Annotated in this window: 14 protein-coding genes and 2 tRNA genes; 5 read left to right on the top strand and 11 right to left on the bottom strand. The window is 67.1% G+C overall.

Going from position 1 to position 17,339, the window contains the following annotated elements:
- The 8 genes from ON32_RS04700 to argS all read right to left on the bottom strand — a co-directional run.
- Positions 1–831 (bottom strand): PCRF domain-containing protein (locus ON32_RS04700; protein ID WP_040788925.1); only part of this gene is annotated, 831 nt, incomplete at its 3' end.
- A 112-nt stretch (positions 832–943) separates the two neighbouring features.
- A complete protein-coding gene (rpmE, locus tag ON32_RS04695) occupies positions 944–1,174 on the bottom strand; it encodes a 50S ribosomal protein L31 (RefSeq protein WP_040788930.1) in 231 nt (76 codons plus the stop codon).
- 832 nt (positions 1,175–2,006) lie between these two features.
- Positions 2,007–4,055, bottom strand: a complete 2,049-nt coding sequence (gene rho, locus ON32_RS04690; protein ID WP_040788924.1) for a transcription termination factor Rho — start codon at positions 4,053–4,055, stop codon at positions 2,007–2,009.
- A 321-nt stretch (positions 4,056–4,376) separates the two neighbouring features.
- Positions 4,377–5,321, bottom strand: coding sequence for a homoserine kinase (gene thrB, locus ON32_RS04685; RefSeq protein WP_040788928.1), 945 nt, complete (start codon positions 5,319–5,321; stop codon positions 4,377–4,379).
- Between the two features lie 25 nt (positions 5,322–5,346).
- Positions 5,347–6,441 carry a threonine synthase gene (gene thrC / locus ON32_RS04680; protein ID WP_040788923.1) on the bottom strand — a complete coding sequence of 365 codons (1,095 nt, stop codon included), beginning with the start codon at positions 6,439–6,441 and terminating at the stop codon, positions 5,347–5,349.
- On the bottom strand, positions 6,438–7,793 hold the full coding sequence (locus ON32_RS04675; RefSeq protein WP_051132863.1) for a homoserine dehydrogenase: 1,356 nt from the start codon (positions 7,791–7,793) through the stop codon (positions 6,438–6,440). Before ON32_RS04675 ends, thrC begins: the two co-directional genes overlap by 4 nt.
- A gap of 20 nt (positions 7,794–7,813) precedes the next feature.
- The gene (gene lysA, locus ON32_RS04670) at positions 7,814–9,232 is read right to left on the bottom strand and encodes a diaminopimelate decarboxylase (RefSeq protein ID WP_040788921.1); all 1,419 of its coding nucleotides are present in this window, start codon (positions 9,230–9,232) and stop codon (positions 7,814–7,816) included.
- A 67-nt stretch (positions 9,233–9,299) separates the two neighbouring features.
- The gene (argS, locus tag ON32_RS04665; protein WP_040788919.1) at positions 9,300–10,958 is read right to left on the bottom strand and encodes an arginine--tRNA ligase; all 1,659 of its coding nucleotides are present in this window, start codon (positions 10,956–10,958) and stop codon (positions 9,300–9,302) included.
- Between the two features lie 94 nt (positions 10,959–11,052).
- Between argS and ON32_RS04660 the strand changes: the two genes are divergently transcribed.
- The 3 genes from ON32_RS04660 (at position 11,053) to ON32_RS04650 (ending at position 12,872) form a co-directional block, all read left to right on the top strand.
- The gene (locus ON32_RS04660) at positions 11,053–11,946 is read left to right on the top strand and encodes a thioredoxin-like domain-containing protein (protein WP_040788918.1); all 894 of its coding nucleotides are present in this window, start codon (positions 11,053–11,055) and stop codon (positions 11,944–11,946) included.
- A 92-nt stretch (positions 11,947–12,038) separates the two neighbouring features.
- A complete protein-coding gene (locus ON32_RS04655; protein ID WP_040788926.1) occupies positions 12,039–12,692 on the top strand; it encodes a DUF305 domain-containing protein in 654 nt (217 codons plus the stop codon).
- A gap of 104 nt (positions 12,693–12,796) precedes the next feature.
- Positions 12,797–12,872: transfer RNA gene (locus tag ON32_RS04650), tRNA-Arg, on the top strand.
- 85 nt (positions 12,873–12,957) lie between these two features.
- Here ON32_RS04650 and ON32_RS04645 read toward each other — a convergent pair.
- The gene (locus tag ON32_RS04645) at positions 12,958–13,275 is read right to left on the bottom strand and encodes a hypothetical protein (protein WP_157224073.1); all 318 of its coding nucleotides are present in this window, start codon (positions 13,273–13,275) and stop codon (positions 12,958–12,960) included.
- 244 nt (positions 13,276–13,519) lie between these two features.
- On the opposite strand from ON32_RS04645, the gene ON32_RS04640 reads away from it, so the two are divergent.
- Together ON32_RS04640 and ON32_RS04635 are read left to right on the top strand one after the other, a co-directional pair.
- Positions 13,520–14,233: a nuclear transport factor 2 family protein gene (locus ON32_RS04640; RefSeq protein ID WP_040788916.1), complete on the top strand. Its 714-nt coding sequence runs from the start codon at positions 13,520–13,522 to the stop codon at positions 14,231–14,233.
- Between the two features lie 70 nt (positions 14,234–14,303).
- Positions 14,304–15,662: a metallophosphoesterase gene (locus ON32_RS04635; RefSeq protein WP_245550803.1), complete on the top strand. Its 1,359-nt coding sequence runs from the start codon at positions 14,304–14,306 to the stop codon at positions 15,660–15,662.
- Positions 15,663–15,708: 46 nt separating this feature from the next.
- Here ON32_RS04635 and ON32_RS04630 read toward each other — a convergent pair.
- Both ON32_RS04630 and ON32_RS04625 read right to left on the bottom strand, forming a co-directional pair.
- A tRNA-Cys gene (locus ON32_RS04630) sits at positions 15,709–15,779 on the bottom strand.
- Positions 15,780–15,894: 115 nt separating this feature from the next.
- Positions 15,895–16,971, bottom strand: a complete 1,077-nt coding sequence (locus ON32_RS04625; protein ID WP_157224072.1) for a coiled-coil domain-containing protein — start codon at positions 16,969–16,971, stop codon at positions 15,895–15,897.
- Positions 16,972–17,339: the final 368 nt, after the last annotated feature.

Here is a 17,339-nt window from a genome sequence, read left to right as displayed (position 1 = left end):
CAGCACCTGCATGGCACGGGTCTTGTTCTGCAGCTGGGAGCGCTCGTTCTGGCAGGTGACCACGATTCCCGTGGGCAGGTGGGTGATCCGAACTGCGGAGTCGGTGGTGTTCACTCCCTGGCCGCCCTTGCCCGAGGATCGGTAGACATCGATACGCAGATCGTTCTCATCGATCTGCACCTCCTGCACCTCGTCGGGCTCGGGGTAGATGAGCACACCCGCCGCGGAGGTATGCACCCGGCCCTGCGATTCGGTCACCGGAACCCGTTGCACCCGGTGCACCCCGCCCTCGAATTTGAAGCGCGACCACACTCCGTCCCGGGCGGCGTCGCGGCTCTTGATCGACAGGGTGGCCTCCTTGTATCCACCCAGGTCGGACATGGTGGCGTCGAGTATCTCGACCTTCCAGCCACGCCGCTCGGCATACCGGATGTACATCCGGGCCAGATCCGCGGCGAACAGGGCGGACTCCTCGCCGCCTTCCCCGGACTTCACCTCGAGCACCACATCGTCGCCGTCGTGCGGGTCCCGCGGGGCCAACAGATCGGTCAGGGCCCGTTCGAGCTGGTCGACCTGCTCCTCGAGTCCGGGTACCTCGGCCGCGAACGTGGAATCGTCGGCGGCCAGCTCCCGGGCGGCCTCGAGATCGTCCCGGGCGGCGACCAGCTTCTTGTAGGTGGCCATCACCGGTGCGAGCTCGGCGAACCGTTTACCCACCCGACGCGCCGCACCCGGGTCGTTGTGCAGTGCCGGATCGGCCAGCTGCGTCTCCAATCCGGCGTACTCCGCCAGAATGTCGTCGATAGCGGACGGTGCAGCGCGATCGGCCATGACGTGGGCTCCTCCTCGAGGACTTGTTCCGGAATGCGGCGGCGAACAGGCAGATAGGCAGATAAGCGCGGACGCCCGGCCTGCCGAGCAGGTCCGGGCGTCCGCGGTGAAGCTACTTGGAGTCGGCCTTCTTACCGGCGCGCTTGCCGTACCGGGCCTCGAACCGCGCCACACGGCCACCGGTGTCGAGGATCTTCTGCTTGCCGGTGTAGAACGGATGGCACTGCGAGCAGACCTCGACGGTGATGTGCCCGGATTCCTTGGTGGACCGGGTCTGGAAGGTGTTGCCGCAACCACAGACAACCGTGGTCTCGACGTAGGACGGATGGATTCCTGCCTTCATGGATGTCCTCTCGATATCGGTCGCCGGGTCGCCCACGCGAGCGTCGGACGTGAACCGGAACCGGACTAGGCGTACCTCCGCCCTCGCTGAGGCCGCGCCCGAACCGCACTTCGCGATCCGTGCCTCGACCGGCCGGTGACGAACCGAAGTCCGGCCACCACCCTCGGGCGGGATTGTCCGTGGAAATCCACGGACGCACGGCGATCCAGTATGCCAGAAACACCGTTGCCCGCTACAACGCGCCCACCCGCCCGCTTGTTCCCCGTACCCGGTCATCTCCGGTTGCTATCGCCCCTGGAAATAGGGGGCAGCGCCGCGAGCGGAGACGTGAAACCCTCGATGGAGGGAGTTGGTTGTCCGCGCACACGCGGCGGTTGCGTCATTACCCCAGATCTGTGGATTACCCGAGATCCGGCCTGCCCGAGATCTGGGTCATACGTGAGGCACAAGGGAGACACGTGTGAGAAGCCGGATCGCTCGGACGGTGATGATCACGCTGTTCTCGACCGCCGTGACGGGTCTGTGCCTCGGGCCCGTTCCGCACACCCCCGCGCGAACGGCGCACACCCCGCACGCCGGAAGCACGCTTTCGGCGGCCACGCAATTCACTCCCCCGCCGTCGACCCTCGAACCGGATGGCGCTTCGCTCACCGCACTCCCGTCGGAAACGGCGCCGACGACCGTTGCGGTGGCGTGGGTTCTCCTCACCCTCATCGTGGGGGCCGCCGTCATTGGAGCGATCTTCTTCGCGCCACCTCCCGAAAACGAACGAGGACCCCGCCGAAGCGGGGTCCTCGTCGCGATTCGAACCGATACGGAATTGCCGATGTGGCTATTCGTCCAACGCGCCCGGCGCGGTCTTGGACACCTGCATCAGGAATTCCAGATTGTTCTTGCTCTTCTTGAGCCGGTCGATCAGCAGGTCTATCGCCTGATGCGAATCCAGCCCGGACAGCACCCGACGTAGTTTGTGCAGTACCGCGGCCTCGTCGGGGCTCAGTAGCAGCTCGTCCTTGCGGGTACCGGACGGGTTGACGTCCACCGCCGGGAACACACGACGCTCGGCGATCTTGCGATCGAGTTTGAGCTCGGCGTTACCCGTGCCCTTGAACTCCTCGAAGATGACCGTGTCACCAGTGGACCCGGTTTCCACCATGGCGGTGGCGATGATGGTCAGCGAGCCGCCGTTCTCGATATTGCGGGCCGCGCCGAGGAACCGCTTCGGCGGGTACAGCGCGGTGGAGTCGACACCACCGGACAGGATGCGGCCCGAAGCCGGCGAGGAGTTGTTGTACGCGCGACCCAGTCGAGTGATCGAGTCGAGTAGTACCACCACGTCCTTGCCCATCTCGACCAGGCGCTTGGCCCGCTCGATGGCCAGTTCGGCGACCGAGGTGTGGTCCGACGGCGGCCGGTCGAAGGTGGAGGCGATGACCTCACCCTTCACCGAACGCTGCATATCGGTGACCTCTTCGGGGCGTTCGTCGACCAACACCACCATCAGGTAGCACTCGGGGTTGTTGGTGGCGATCGCGTTCGCGATGTCCTGCAGGATGGTGGTCTTACCGGCCTTCGGCGGCGAGACGATCAGCGCGCGCTGTCCCTTGCCGATCGGCATGATCAGGTCGATCACCCGGGTGGTCAGCTTCTGCGGTGTGGTTTCCAGCCGCAGCCGCTGGTTCGGGTAGAGCGGGGTGAGCTTGCCGAACTCGGGACGACGCTTGGCCGATTCCACATCGCTACCGTTGACGGTGTCCAACCGCACCAGCGGATCGAACTTCTGCCGCTGGTTGGACTGCTCGCCCTCACGCGGGGCACGCACCGCGCCGGTGATCGCGTCACCGCGGCGCAGACCGTTCTTGCGGACCAGGTTCATGGAGACGTACACGTCGTTCGGGCCCGCCAGGTACCCGGAGGTGCGCACGAAAGCGTAGTTGTCCAGTACGTCGAGGATGCCTGCGACGGGCTGGAGCACATCGTCCTCGCGGATCTCCGGCTCGCGCGACTCGCCACCGTCCCGGTCGCGACCGCGGCGGCGTTCCCGGAAGCGGCGGCCGCGGCGACCGCGTCCACCTTCCTCCTCGTCCCGTCCGCCACCGGAACCACGTTGCTCGGTTTGAGTGGACTGGTTCCGTTCCCGACGGCGTTCGCCCTGGTCGGTATCCGATTTACCGTCCTGTTTGGCGTCCGTCCCGGCCTCCGGCCGGCCGTCCTGTTTGGTCTCGTCGGCGCGGCCGTCGGTGGTGGCGCCGGCCTTGGCCTGCTCACCACGTCCGGCCTGATTGCGTTCGCGGCGCTGTCGGCCTCGACCACGCTGCCCCTGGTCACGTCCGGATTCCTCGGTTTCACCCGCCGGTTTGCCGGTGGTCTCGACCGCTCCGTTGGTTTCCGCGGGCTTGGTGTCCACCGACTTGGTGTTCGTGGACTTGCCCTCCGCGGGCGCATCGGCCTTGGGCTTGGCAGCCGTATCCGGCTCTGCGGTCGGCGCGGCCGACTTGGCGGCGGAGCGCGCGGACGAGGCCTCGGCCTGTTCGGGGGCCGGAGTGGACGCGGTGTCCCGGCTCGGCTGCTCGGCGGTCTTGCGAGTGGTCCTGGAGGCGGTCGACTTCGTCGAACGGGCTCTGCCCGTGGTTGCCGCCTGCGCCTGATTTTCCTTGATGGCGGCGATGAGATCGCCCTTGCGCATTCCGGAGGTACCTCGGATACCGAGCTCCCCCGCCAATGCGCGCAACTGCGGCAACAACATTCCAGTCAGCCCCGATCGTGCGACGTCGGTGTATTCGCTCATCTTCGAAATCTGTCCGGAGTCACTTTCGCGGTCGCCCGAGGGTTGGGTGTCGGATTCCACCCCGGGTGTCGCGAGCAGGTCCGTATCTGTCACGGAGATCCTTTCCTTCCCTCGGCGGCCGTGTGCTGAGTCGAGGGTTCGTTCCGTAGTCCGAACGCATACCGGACTCGGATGTATAGCCGTACCGCCTGCTCCGCCGGGCCCGGAGGCTTCACCACCGGTGATGAATGGTGGGAGAGATCATTCCAGCTGCGTAGCTTCCGAAGCTGCGCAGCACCCCCATGGCCTGGAGGCTCGAGCCAGGAGCCTGCTGGAGCGATTGCCCTGATGAAGCACCGGCGTCTGATGCGCGCGATGTACGGACTCGCCCAGGATAGCCGCACAATGTCACCCTCGGCAAGGTGGGCGCGCCCGTCAGCCGACGCGGACGCCCTCGGCAAGCCCCGGCTCCACCACCCGCAACCCGTCCGCGATCGCGAGGTCGCGAAGTTCGACGGGGAACGGTTCGGTGCCGAGGGCCAGCACGGTGGGTCCGGCGCCGGAGACCGTGGCGGCTATGCCGGCGGCCCGCAGCCGTTGGATCCAGGCCGTGGTGACCGGGAGCGCGGGTGCCCGCTGAGCCTGGTGCAACCGGTCCTCGGTGGCGGAAAGCAGCAGGTCAGGGCGCTGAGACAGCGCGACCACCGCCAAGGCGGCCCGGCTCACGTTGAACGCCGCGTCGCAGTGCGGAACACTTTCGGGCAACAGGCCCCGGGTATGCGCCGTGGAGGAGCGATCCTCGGGAATCAACACCACCGGATGCAGCGCCGGATGGGCCGGCACCCGCACCGCGCGGTAGATCCGCTCGGGGCGGTCGGCGTCATCGCCGGGCCGCGCGGTTTCGGTCCACGACACCACGATTCCACCCAGCACACTGGCCGCGGCATTGTCCGGATGCCCTTCGAATTCCGAGGCCAACTGCACCAGCCGATCGGTATCGACGGTCAGGCCGGGATCGAACTCGGCGGCCAGCGCGCATCCGGCGGCGAGTCCGCCCACCACGGCCGAGGCCGAGGAACCTAGACCACGTGAATGCGGAATCGCATTCCGGCACACCACATCCAGGCCGTTGGCCCAAACCCCGGCGGTCTCCAGACCACGCTCGATCGCCCGGACCACCAGATGCGATGGGCCCCAGGGCACTTCGTCGGCACCCTCGCCCTCGACCCGAACGGTGAGCCCGGAATCGGTGCTGTGAACCTCGATCTCGTCGTAGATACCCAGCGCCATACCCAGCGAATCGAAACCGGGGCCGAGATTGGCGGTGGACGCGGGAACCCGCGCGGTCACCGTGAGGCCGGCGGGCAGAGTTCGGGTCATGACTTGACTGTCGTGTGTGTCCAACTCAGGCCAGCTCTAGTTCGGTGGCCACCGCAACGGGGTCCACAGCGATCGGCCGCACCTGCGGCATACCGGACAGTGCGGTATCGGGGTCCTTGAGACCATTGCCGGTCACGGTGCACACCACGGTCAGGCCGGCTTCCAACTGCCCTTCCTCGCGGGCGGCCAGCAGACCGGCCACACTGGCCGCGGATGCGGGCTCGACGAAAACACCCTCGGTTGCGGCGACCAACCGGTACGCCTCGAGAATCTTCTCGTCGGTCGCGGCCCGGAACATGCCACCGGACTGTTCCTTGGCCTCGACCGCGCCGTTCCACGAGGCCGGGGCGCCGATCCGGATGGCGGTGGCGATGGTCTCCGGATCCTTGACCGGAGCTCCCTGCACCAGCGGCGCGGCGCCCGCCGCTTGCACACCGAGCATGCGGGGCAGGGAAGCGGTGACACCGTCGGCCTTGTACTCCCGGTAACCACGCCAGTAGGCGGTGATATTTCCGGCGTTGCCCACCGGTAGCGCATGCACGTCCGGGGCTCGACCCAGGACGTCGCAGATCTCGAAGGCAGCGGTCTTCTGGCCTTCGATACGGGCCGGGTTAACCGAGTTGACCAGGCCGATCTCCGGGAATTCGGAGGTGACCTTGCGGGCCAGTTCGAGGCAGTCGTCGAAATTGCCCTCGACCTGGATGATCTTCGCGCCGAGCATCACGGCCTGGGCCAGTTTGCCCATGGCGATCTTGCCCTGCGGGATCAACACCGCGCAGCTCATTCCGGCCCGGGTGGCATAGGCGGCCGCCGAGGCTGAGGTATTGCCGGTGGAGGCGCACAGCACCGCCTTCTGGCCGCGATGCCTGGCGTCGGTGATGGCCATGGTCATCCCGCGGTCCTTGAAGGAACCGGTCGGATTCAGGCCTTCGACCTTCAGGTAGACCTCGCAGCCGGTGAGCTCCGACAGGTGCGGTGCGGGGACCAGCGGGGTGCCGCCCTCGTAGAGGGTGACCGGCTCCCAGTCGGCGCCGACGGCGAGCCGGTCACGGTAGGCCGCGATCAGCCCCGGCCACCTGGTGTGGGTTCCCGCTTGTGGCCGGACGCCAGTCGTACTCATTCTTCGGTGCCTTCCAATCTCAGAACACTGGTCACGGAGATGACGGAATCCAGTTCCGCCAGCGCGGACACGGTGTCCGCGAGCGCCGATTCCGTCGCGGTGTGGGTGACGACGACCAGCCGGGCGCCCTCCCCGTGCCCTTCCTGGCGCACCGTGGAGATGCTCACCCCGCGGTCGGCGAATTCACCCGCCACCGCCTGCAACACACCCGGCCGGTCGGCGACCTGCAGGTTCACGTGATAGCGGGTGGGCGTATCGCCGATCGGCGCAATCGGTAGCTCAGCATAAACCGATTCGCCCGGAGCACGGCCACCGAAGAACTTGTTACGCGCGGCCATCACCAGATCACCCAGGACCGCCGACGCGGTCGGCGCACCGCCCGCACCCTGGCCGTAGAACATGAGCCGGCCCGCGTTCTCGGCCTCCACCACAACCGCGTTGAAGGCACCGGACACCGCTGCCAAGGGGTGTTTGCGGGGAATGAGCGCCGGATACACGCGCACCGAGACCCGCTCCTTGCCGCCTTCCTCCGGGCCAGGCTCCCCCGGTCCGGCGGGAACCCGTTCGCAGATGGCGAGCAGTTTGACGGTGCAACCCAGCGCGGTGGCCGTTTCCAGATCCTCGGCGGTGATCCGGGTGATGCCCTCGCAGTAGACGTCGGCGGCGGTGACCCGGGTGTGGAAGGCCAGCGAGGCCAGGATGGCGGCCTTGGCGGCGGCGTCGTACCCCTGGACGTCGGCGGTGGGGTCGGCCTCGGCGTAACCCAGTCGGGTGGCCTCGGCGAGGACCTCGTGGTAGTCGGCGCCGGTCTCGTCCATGGCGGAGAGAATGAAGTTGGTGGTGCCGTTGACGATACCGACGACGCGCTGCACCCGGTCACCGGACAGCGACTGGATCAACGGCCGCACCACCGGAATGGCACCCGCCACGGCGGCCTCGAAGTACAGGTCGGCCCGACTGCGCTCGGCGGCGGCGGCCAGCTCCCCGGTGTAGTCGGCCAACAGCGCCTTGTTCGCGGTAACCACGGACTTGCCCGCCTCGAGGGCGGCCAGGATGAGCCGGCGCGGTACGGCGATCCCACCGATCACCTCCACGACGATATCCACATCGGGGCGGGCGACGAGGGCATCGGCGTCGGTGGTCAACAGCTCGGCGGGAATACCGCGATCGGCCGTATTGCGCACCGCGACTCCGCGCAGCACCACCGGCGCGCCGACTCGGGCACGTAGATCGTCGACGTGGTCCCGCAGAATGCGCACCACCTCGGTGCCGACATTGCCCATTCCGAGCACGGCCACCCCGATCGGCCGTTCGGACCCCCACCGGCCGTGTTCGGTGGTCGACTCGGTCATGGTCGCCCCTTTCGTCTCGCTCATCGGACCTCCAGGCTCAGCAGGTCCGCCACCGTTTCCCGACGCAGGATCAGCCGGGCGGCGCCATCGCGCACGGCGACCACGGCGGGACGGGTCAACATGTTGTATCGACTCGACATGGAATAGCAGTAGGCACCGGTCGCGGCCACCGCGAGCAGATCACCCGGACCGGCGTCACCGGGCATCCAGGTGTCCCGAATGACGATATCGCCGCTTTCGCAATGCTTTCCCACCACCCGGGCCACCACCGGAAGGGCCTCCGACGCTCGGGACACCAGGCGGCAGTCGTAGTCGGCCTGATACAAGGCGGGACGGATATTGTCGCTCATCCCCCCGTCCACGCTGACGTAGCGGCGGCGCAGCCCACCATCGAGGCCGACATCCTTGATCGTGCCGATCTCGTACAGCGTCACCGTCCCCGGACCGGCGATGGCCCGGCCGGGTTCCACCGCGATCTCCGGCACCGGCAATCCGGCCAGTTCCGCCTCCCGGGCGACCAGTTCGCGCAGTTTGTCGGCGAATTCCTGCAATACCGGCGGATCGTCCGAGGGCAGGTAGGAGATACCGAGACCGCCACCCAGATCCAACAGCGAGATCTGCGCGGTCCGCTCGACCCCGAATTTGTCGACGGCCTCGCGCAGCAATCCCAACATCCGGTGTGCGGCGATTTCGAATCCGTCGATATCGAAAATCTGCGAACCGATATGGCTGTGCAGTCCGACCAAACGCAGATTATCGGCGTCGAAGACGCGCGCCAATGCCTCCATCGCATCGCCACCGGCAATGGAGAAACCGAATTTCTGGTCCTCGTGCGCGGTGGAGATGTATTCGTGGGTGTGGGCCTCCACGCCGACGGTGACACGCACCAGTACGTCCTGCACCACTGCGGCGCGCCCCGCGACGGCCTCCAGCCGTTCGATCTCCACGAGGGAGTCGACCACCACGTGCCCGACCCCGGCGGCCACCGCGGCCTCCAGCTCGGCGACGGATTTGTTGTTGCCGTGGAAGGTGATTCGCTCGGCGGGGAACCCGGCGTGCAGCGCCACCGCCAGCTCACCGCCGGAACACACGTCCAGGGACAGCCCTTCGTCCCGAATCCAGCGCGCCACCTCGCTACACAGGAAGGCCTTGGACGCGTAGTGCACCCGGGCGCCCTGCCCGAACGCCTGCACCATATCCCGGCAGCGGGAGCGGAAATCGTCTTCGTCCACCACGAACAACGGCGTACCGAACTGTGCCGCCAATTCGGTCACCGGCAGGCCGGCGAGCCGGACGACCCCATCCTCGCCGCGGGTGGCGTTACGCGGCCACACCTGGGCGGGCAGGTCGATCAGCTCTCGCGGATCGGTCGGACGTTCCGGCAGGCTGGGGGCATGCGGGATCACGGCGTGCCGGGGGCCGGCCGGATGCGCGCTCATCGGTCTTCCTTCCTCGTCCGTCCTCGGCGGGATCGGGCGATGCGGTCTCGGGATGACGGTCGAACGCTCACATGCGCTCCGGAGCGGTGACGCCGAGCAGGCCGAGACCATTGGCGAGCACCTGTCGGGTGGCGTTGACCAGGACGAGCCGGGCGGCATTGACCGGGGTCACGGGATCATCGCCCTGCGGGAGTACGCGCAGGGCCTTGTTGGTCTGGAACGCGTGATAGGCACCCGCGAGTTCCTCGAGATAGCGGGCCACCCGATGCGGTTCGCGCAGCGTGGCGGCCGCGGCGACCACCCGGGGGAACTCGCCGATGGTGCGGATCAGCGCACCCTCCTCGTCGGCGGACAGCAGCGCGAAATCCGGCTCCACCGCGTCGTAGTCGAACGCCTCGGCATTACGGGCGATGGAGCAGGTGCGCGCATGCGCGTACTGCACGTAATAGACCGGATTGACGCTGTCCTGTTTCGCCCACAGATCCAGGTCGATATCGATACTCGAATTCACCGAGCTGCGCACCAGGGAATAGCGGGCGGCGTCCACACCGATGGCCTCGACCAGATCGTCCAGGGTGACCACGGTGCCCGCTCGCTTGCTCATCCGCACCGCGACACCGTCGCGCAGCAGGTTGACCATCTGACCGATGAGCACCTCGACGGTATTCGGATCGTCGCCGAACGCCGCCGCGGCGGCCTTCAACCGACCGATATAGCCGTGGTGGTCGGCGCCGAGCATATAAATGCACAGATCGAAACCACGTGCCCGCTTGTCCTGGAAATAGGCGATATCGCCGGCGATATAGGCGGCCCGACCATCGCTTTTTATGACCACCCGGTCCTGATCGTCGCCGTATTCGGAGCTGGCGATCCACCAGGCGCCGTCCTTGGCGTAGAGATCACCGGAATTCTTCAACTGCTCCACCGCACGGTCCACCGCACCCGAGGCGAACAGCGAACTCTCGTTGAAGTACACATCGAAATCGGTGCCGAATTCGTGCAGCGTCTTCTTGATATGGGCAAACATCAATTCGACGCCTTCGGCGCGGAACAATTCCAGCCGTTGCGCCGGCTCCAGTTCGAGCGCTTCCGGGTGGGCGGAGACGATCTTGTTCGCGATCTCGCCGATATAGGCGCCCGCATACCCCTTCTCCGGGGTGGGCGCCCCGGTGGCGGCGGCGACCAACGATTCGGCGAACCGGTCGATCTGCGCGCCGTGATCGTTGAAGTAGTACTCCCGCACCACTTCGGCGCCCTGCGCGGCCAGGATACGGCCGAGCGCATCACCGACCGCGGCCCAGCGCGTACCGCCCAGATGCACCGGTCCGGTGGGGTTGGCGGAGACGAATTCCAGATTGATCCGGGTGCCGCGCAGCGCGTCGGAGGTGCCGTAGGCGGCGCCCGCGCGGGTCACCTGCTCGAGAATGGCGCCCTGCGCCGAGGCCGCCAGCCGGATATTGAGGAAGCCGGGCCCGGCCGGCTCGGCCGAGGCCACTCCCTCGGCGCCGATCAGTGCCTCGGCCAGCCAGCCGGCCAGATCACGCGGGGTGGTCCCGGCCTTCTTCGCGACCCGCATCGCCAGATTGGTCGCATAATCACCGTGCTCGGGGTTTCGCGGGCGCTCCACATCGACCTTGTCGGGCAGGACGGCGGGGTCCAGGCCACGTTCGGCGAGGACCTTCGCCGCGGTGGCATGAAGGAGATCTGCGAGGTCGGCTGGAGTCACGAGTCTCTATCCTATGGTCCGGGCAGGTGCGCGCCGCGAGTGGGCACCGTCGACCGGGCAGTGTCCACACCCGACGAAGAGCGAGGACCAGTCGATGCCGAACAAGACCAGCGCCAAATCGGCGAAGGCCGTGAAGGCGGCGGGAAAGGTCGGCCCCGCCCGCAAGAGCGGCGCCGGACAGTCGAAGCTTGCGGGTATTCGCCGAATTCCGTGGCTCACCATCGGCGCGGCCGTCGTGATCATCGGGCTGATCGGAGCACTGGCGGTCTACCTGGTACCCAAATATCAGGAAAAGGCCGATCTGGAGAAATACACCCCCAGTGAGGCGCACAAGGACCCCTCCGACGAGATCGAGGGGGTGGTGAAGCAGGACTTCCCGGCCGGATTGCACATCGGCCCGGACCAACGGGTCGCCTACGACCGGCATCCTCCGTTCGGCGGACCGCACGACTCGTCCTGGGCCACCTGTATGGGCACGGTCTACGACAAGCCGATCCGGGAGGAGAACGCCGTGCACTCCTTGGAACACGGCGCGATCTGGATCACCTACAACCCGGCCGAGATCGATAGCGCGGGAATCGAGAAACTGAAGGACCGGGTGAAGGGCGAGCAGTACATGATGCTGTCGCCGCATCCCGACCAGGAGGCTCCGATCTCGCTCCAGTCGTGGGGCCACCAGCTGTCCGTCGACAGCGCCGACGACAAGCGGATCGGCCGGTTCATCACCGCGCTGCGCCTGAACCCCAATACCTATCCGGAAATCGGCGCGGACTGCTCGACCATCGTCTTCGACACCGACAACCCGCCGCCGTACGACCCCACCCCGCCCGGACCGAATGCGGTGCCGATGGACGGCGCCGGCCTCACCCCCGACCAGTCGGAACTCGGCGGGCTCTCCGGTATGCCCGGCCTGCCGCCCGGCATCCCCGGCATCCCTGGTATCCCCGGCATGCCGGGAACGCAGCCCCCGGCGGGAACGGACCGCTAGTGCCGGAACCGAGCGCACACGTCCGTACCGAACCGGCCGGGACCACCGGGTCGGCGGACTCCCCGGACACGCCGGTATCCGCCGATACCGGTCTGCGCGCGCAGTTGCGCACCCAACGAATTCCGCTGCTGATCCTGGCCGCCATCGGTCTGCTGGTGCTCGGTTTCGCGGCCGGCGCGCTGGTGTGGGCCGGCACCGACGGTACCCCCGCCCCCGCGCCCGGTCCGGTCGACATCGGGTTCAACCAGGACATGTCCGCTCACCACGCCCAGGCCGTGGAGATGGCGGGGGTGGCACTCGTCCGCTCCACCGATCCCGACGTGCGGCGACTGGCCTACGACATCCTCACCACTCAACAGAGCCAACTGGGCCGTATGCAGGGCTGGCTTCAGCTGTGGGGCGCACCGGCTCGCGGCGCCGACGGATATATGGGCTGGATGACCGGACACGACCACGGCGCACATACCGGCCACGGTGCCGTATCCGCCATGCCCGGTATGGCCGACACCGAAGAACTCGCCGCATTGCGCCGCGCCGAGGGCAGGGCCCTGGACGTGCTGTTCCTGCAATTGATGTTGCGCCATCATCAAGGCGGTCTGCCGATGCTGGAATACGCCGCCGAACACGCGGAAACCGCCGTGGTGCGCGGGCTCGCCGAGAAGATGACCACCACACAGCAGGGCGAGTCCCGGCTCATCACCGATATGCTCGCCGCCCGCGGCGCCGGCCCGTTGCCGGCGAACTGATCCGATCCCAGCCCCTACCGCGCGTTTTGGCGCGCGCCCGTCGATGCGATACGCTGTGGTCCGCCCGATCGACCGGATCCCCGAGTCCGATCGGACGGATCCCCGCCCTCGTAGCTCAGGGGATAGAGCGTCTGCCTCCGGAGCAGAAGGCCGCAGGTTCGAATCCTGCCGAGGGCACCATGAGCCGCCTACCGAGCAACCCGGTAGGCGGCTTTTTCATATCCCGGCCGCATATCTCTCGGTCGAGGGGCGCCGATGACAGCGATCAACCGCTGCCGAACGAACCGCCGGGTATGAGATCGCGGAACAGCCGCCACAACGGGTCGTTACCGCGACCACGATCTCCCCACCGGTCGTTACCGCGACCACGGTCGCGGTCCCCCCACTGGTCGTTACCGCGGGGGCCGGGGCGGTCCTGTGCGATGTGGTCGTGTCCGATTGCGGTGCCGACCGCAACGAGCGGCGGTGGCTCGGCCGATACCGAAATCGGCAAGGCGGTCAGGGGTGCTATGGCGATACCGCCGACGACAAGCGCGCGGGCCAAGATCCGACGCGGGGCGGTGGAGATGGTTGCCGAGAACATCAGCAGGTCCTTTCTCGCGACAGCGGACGTATTCACCAGGCCCGAGCTGCCCCGAAGGCAACCTGAGCGGGGAGAAGATCGACAGCGCCGCCGTACGGATGTCCCAGTTCCATATCGTTCGAATCGCCCGTGTTGTTAGCGAAGCGGTGAGGTACGGGGCCTCCCACCGGTGGGCTTCATCCGCGTACATCACCGCCGACTGTCGTAATCTGCGATGGATATTCGGCAACGAAGGATGTGAACGATGACCTACCCACCGGGGGGACAACCGCCTCAGGGCATGTCTCCGTACGGACAGCAGCCGCCGTACGGAGGACAGCCACCGGCATATCCGCCACCACAGGGGGCTCCGCAGCCGGGGATACCGCCACAACAGGGAATGCCGCAGCCGGGCTTCCCGCCACCGCCCGGCGTACCTCCGCAGGGCTTCCCACCCCAGCCGGGGATGAATCCACCGGGCGGTTTCCCGCCCCCGGGTATGCCGCCGCAACCGCAGAAGAGCCGCACCGGTCTCATCGTCGGTTTGATCGCGGCCGGATTGGTGGTCGTCGTGGGGATTGCGACCGTGGTGGTGCTCACTGTCCAGGGCCGCACCCCGCTCGCATCCGACGAGCAGCGGGTCGAGGCGGCCATCCGGGATTTCTACGAAACCCTGAGCGATGACGGTATGGCGGCCGCCGCCGCCAAGGCCTGCAAGGCCGACCGGGACGAGTTCGACGATATGTCGGCCTCGGAGAAGGCCCAGATCGCGCAGGCGAACTTCACGGTCGTCATCGAGTCGGTGGAGAACATCGTCGTCACCGGTGATCGAGCCACCGCGCACATCACCGGGCAGATGAAGTTCTCCATCCCCGGCAAGAACGGGACGAAGACCGATTCCAGCAACAGCTCCGACGAAACGCTGAAGAAGGAGGACGGCGAGTGGCGGGTCTGCTCCAGCAGCAATATGGATTCCTGACCGGCACCCGCCCGCTGTGAACTGCTGCGGGCCTTCACGCCGCACAATACTGGGGGCGCTGGGTCTGGCCATGCTGCTGCCCGCCACCGCGTTATCGCGCGCGGGGCGGGCAGCGGCCCAGACCCCGGTGGTGGCCAACGATCTGGAGGTCGTCACGGTCACCGACCGCTCGGCGGTGCTCACCTGGACCAGCCGCGCCCGCGACGACGCTCGGGTACCGGTGGCCACCGAGGCCGAAGTTCTACTCGGACCGGCCGACAGCTCGCGAGCGCCCGTACCGGTATGGGCGTCCGCGGAGTCGACGCCGTACCACTATGCGCAGATCGACGGCCTGGAACCGGGACGCACCTATCGTTTCGAGGCCCGGTCCGCGGGGGTGCGCGCCGTCGCAGCCCCCACGGTGACCACCCGGCTGCCGGGCGCTCCGGAAGTCGTCGGCGAATTCACCACCTTGGTTCCGCCACCGGGACGACTGTTGCGCACCATTGCGCTGGCCAATGACGTGCACTACGGCGAAACCGTCAGCGGTCTGCTCGTGGGCGATCTGCCACCGGGTATTCGGCAGGACCCCGGGTTACCGCCCTATCCACAGCTCATGCTGGACGCGCTGCTCGACGATCTGCGCCGACCGGATCGCGGGGCCACCGCCCTACTGCTGGCGGGGGATCTGACCGCCGAGGCCGCGCGCGCGGATATGCGCGCCGTACGATCCCGACTCGACGACTGGGGTGTCGCGGGCGTCGACTATCTCGCGGTGCGCGGCAACCACGACCGCCCGCACACCGGCGCCGAGCACACGGACTGCCCGGCTGTGTCCGACGCACCGGATCACCACGACTGTTGGGCCGAGGTCTTCGGTGCGCGCGGCCAACTGATCGAGCACGAGCTCGGTGGGCTGCGCCTGCTGGGACTCGATACCAGCGCCCTGGACGGTTCCGGAGGGCAACTGGCTCCGGCGCAACTGGACCGGCTCGGGCAACTGCTGCGGGACGAACCCGACCGCCCCACGCTGGTCTTCGGGCATCATCCGGTGACCGTGGAATCGGGACTGACCAATCTCGGCGGGCCGGGTTTCGCCCTCGACCGCGCCGACGCTTTCCGCCTCCAGGCGGCCTACGAACGCGCACCCGGCGTTTTCCTGCACCACAGCGGTCACACCCACCGCACCCGTCGCACCCGACCCGACATCCCGTGCGCCGTGGAGTTCCTGGAGGTTGCCGCGGTGAAGGAATACCCGGGCGGATACTGCCTGCTGCGGATCTACGAGGGCGGATACATGGTGAATTTCTACAAGACGCGCACCGCCGAGGCGCGCCGCTGGAGCACCCTCACCCGAGGTGAGTATCTCGGCCTGTTCCCCGACTACACCCTCGGCGGCTGGTCCGATCGCAACCATGTCGTGCTACGGGATTTCTCCGGGCTCGGCTGAACCCGGAGACGGTCACGCATATCGGCGAACGGTGCGCCGATCGTAGAGCGAGCGGCGGGAATCGAACCCGCGTGAACGGCTTTGCAGACCGTTGCCTAACCTCTCGGCCACACCCGCGTGCCTGTTCATGGTGACCGAGCAGGGGTCGAGTCGGGAGTGTTGTGTTCATTCTGATCGCAATGGTCCCGTCGATCGCCGCACAGGCCTATCACCGAACCGCTCGGATATCGGTTCACGGTCGCGCGGCACTCGGCACGTATGGGGTGTCCTGCACCACCAGTGCCGTACGGTTCAATACCACCCAGTACACATCCGTGTCACGGTAGTAGCCGTGCTCGAGGGCGTACGCGTCGTACCCTCTTGCCGCTGCGAATCGGCCCAGGTCCCCATAGAGGGTGATTGCCGCCTTCACCTCCTGTAAGCGAGCGGCGACTTCGGGTGTTCGTTCCATCTGTTCGAGCCGGTCGCGCTCTTTTCGATAACCGTCCAGGACCACATCGTGCTCGACCTTCAACCGGTCGATATGGGTGACACGCGCATCCGGGCGGAGCGCCATTCGCATAACACCTTCGGGGTTCTCTCTCGCCGAACCCTCGGCGACCAGGCGGCCGGTGGAAACGTAGGTTCCGTTTCCCATGACATGTCCGTCGGCTCTACCCGGAAAATAGGGACCTTGTTTGAAGTCTCGGACATATACCGCGTCCGTTACACCCCGGAAGAACTCGATACCTCCGGCGGCGATGACCGCGTCCACCCCGTTCGAGTCCGTCACCGCCGGCAGTCCGTCGAATCCCTGATGCCGGTAGATCTGCCCCAGTGCCGGATCGGCGGGTCCGCGAATGTATGCGGGGTCGGTGAACTCGGCCGCCTGCACGACATCGACATCCTCGAGTACATCCCGACCTCGCACCGGCCGGCGATCCGGCGAGGGGAGGGTGTCCGATCCATATCTGTTGAACCAATCTTCCGCCGCCTTCAACTGGGCATGCTCGGCGAGCATCGGGTAGAGGAGAGAGTCCTCCATCCGTCTGGCACGTATGTACTCTTCGCCGACCTTCTGCTCCGCTTCGTCGATACGAGCGCGTAGCGCATCGTCGACACCGAATCGCTCCGCTTCCGCTTCCAGGCGAGTCAATTCCTCCTGCGCTGCGGTGAAATTCGCCCGCAACTCGTCCACGACGCGCTGCGCCTCGCTGAGACGGGGCTGCAAAGCTTCCGCAAGCCGCCGCGCCTCGTCCGCATCCCGAGGCAGCCCCAGCGGTGGCGATTCGACATGTGTCGCGGCGGGCGTTTCGGATTCCGATCGCACCGGGATGTCCGATTCCTCCTGCCGCGCCGGGCCACCCGTGCCCTCGGCCGGTGGCGGAGCCTCCCCGCCCGGATCGGGCGCGCCGCCGGATTCCGGTGACTCGGCCCCATTCTGACGCGACGGCACCGGGGTCGGTGACGACGACCCGTCCTGCGGCGCGGGAGGAATATCCGTTTGCGACGACGAAACCTTCGGCGGTGCCGAAGCATTGGGCTGTGACACCGATACATCCGACTTCGGCACCGGATTGTCGGGCCGCGATACCGCAATATCCGGTCGGGGTGGCGAAGTATCCGCTCCCGAGGAGTGAACGGTACGTGCCGATGGAGGTCCGGGCACACCGGCGAAAACGGCCGCCGAGCCCACGC

Source organism: Nocardia paucivorans NBRC 100373 (assembly GCF_000308675.1).
Lineage (GTDB): Bacteria > Actinomycetota > Actinomycetes > Mycobacteriales > Mycobacteriaceae > Nocardia > Nocardia paucivorans.
This window is presented reverse-complemented; position numbering and strand designations above follow the sequence as displayed.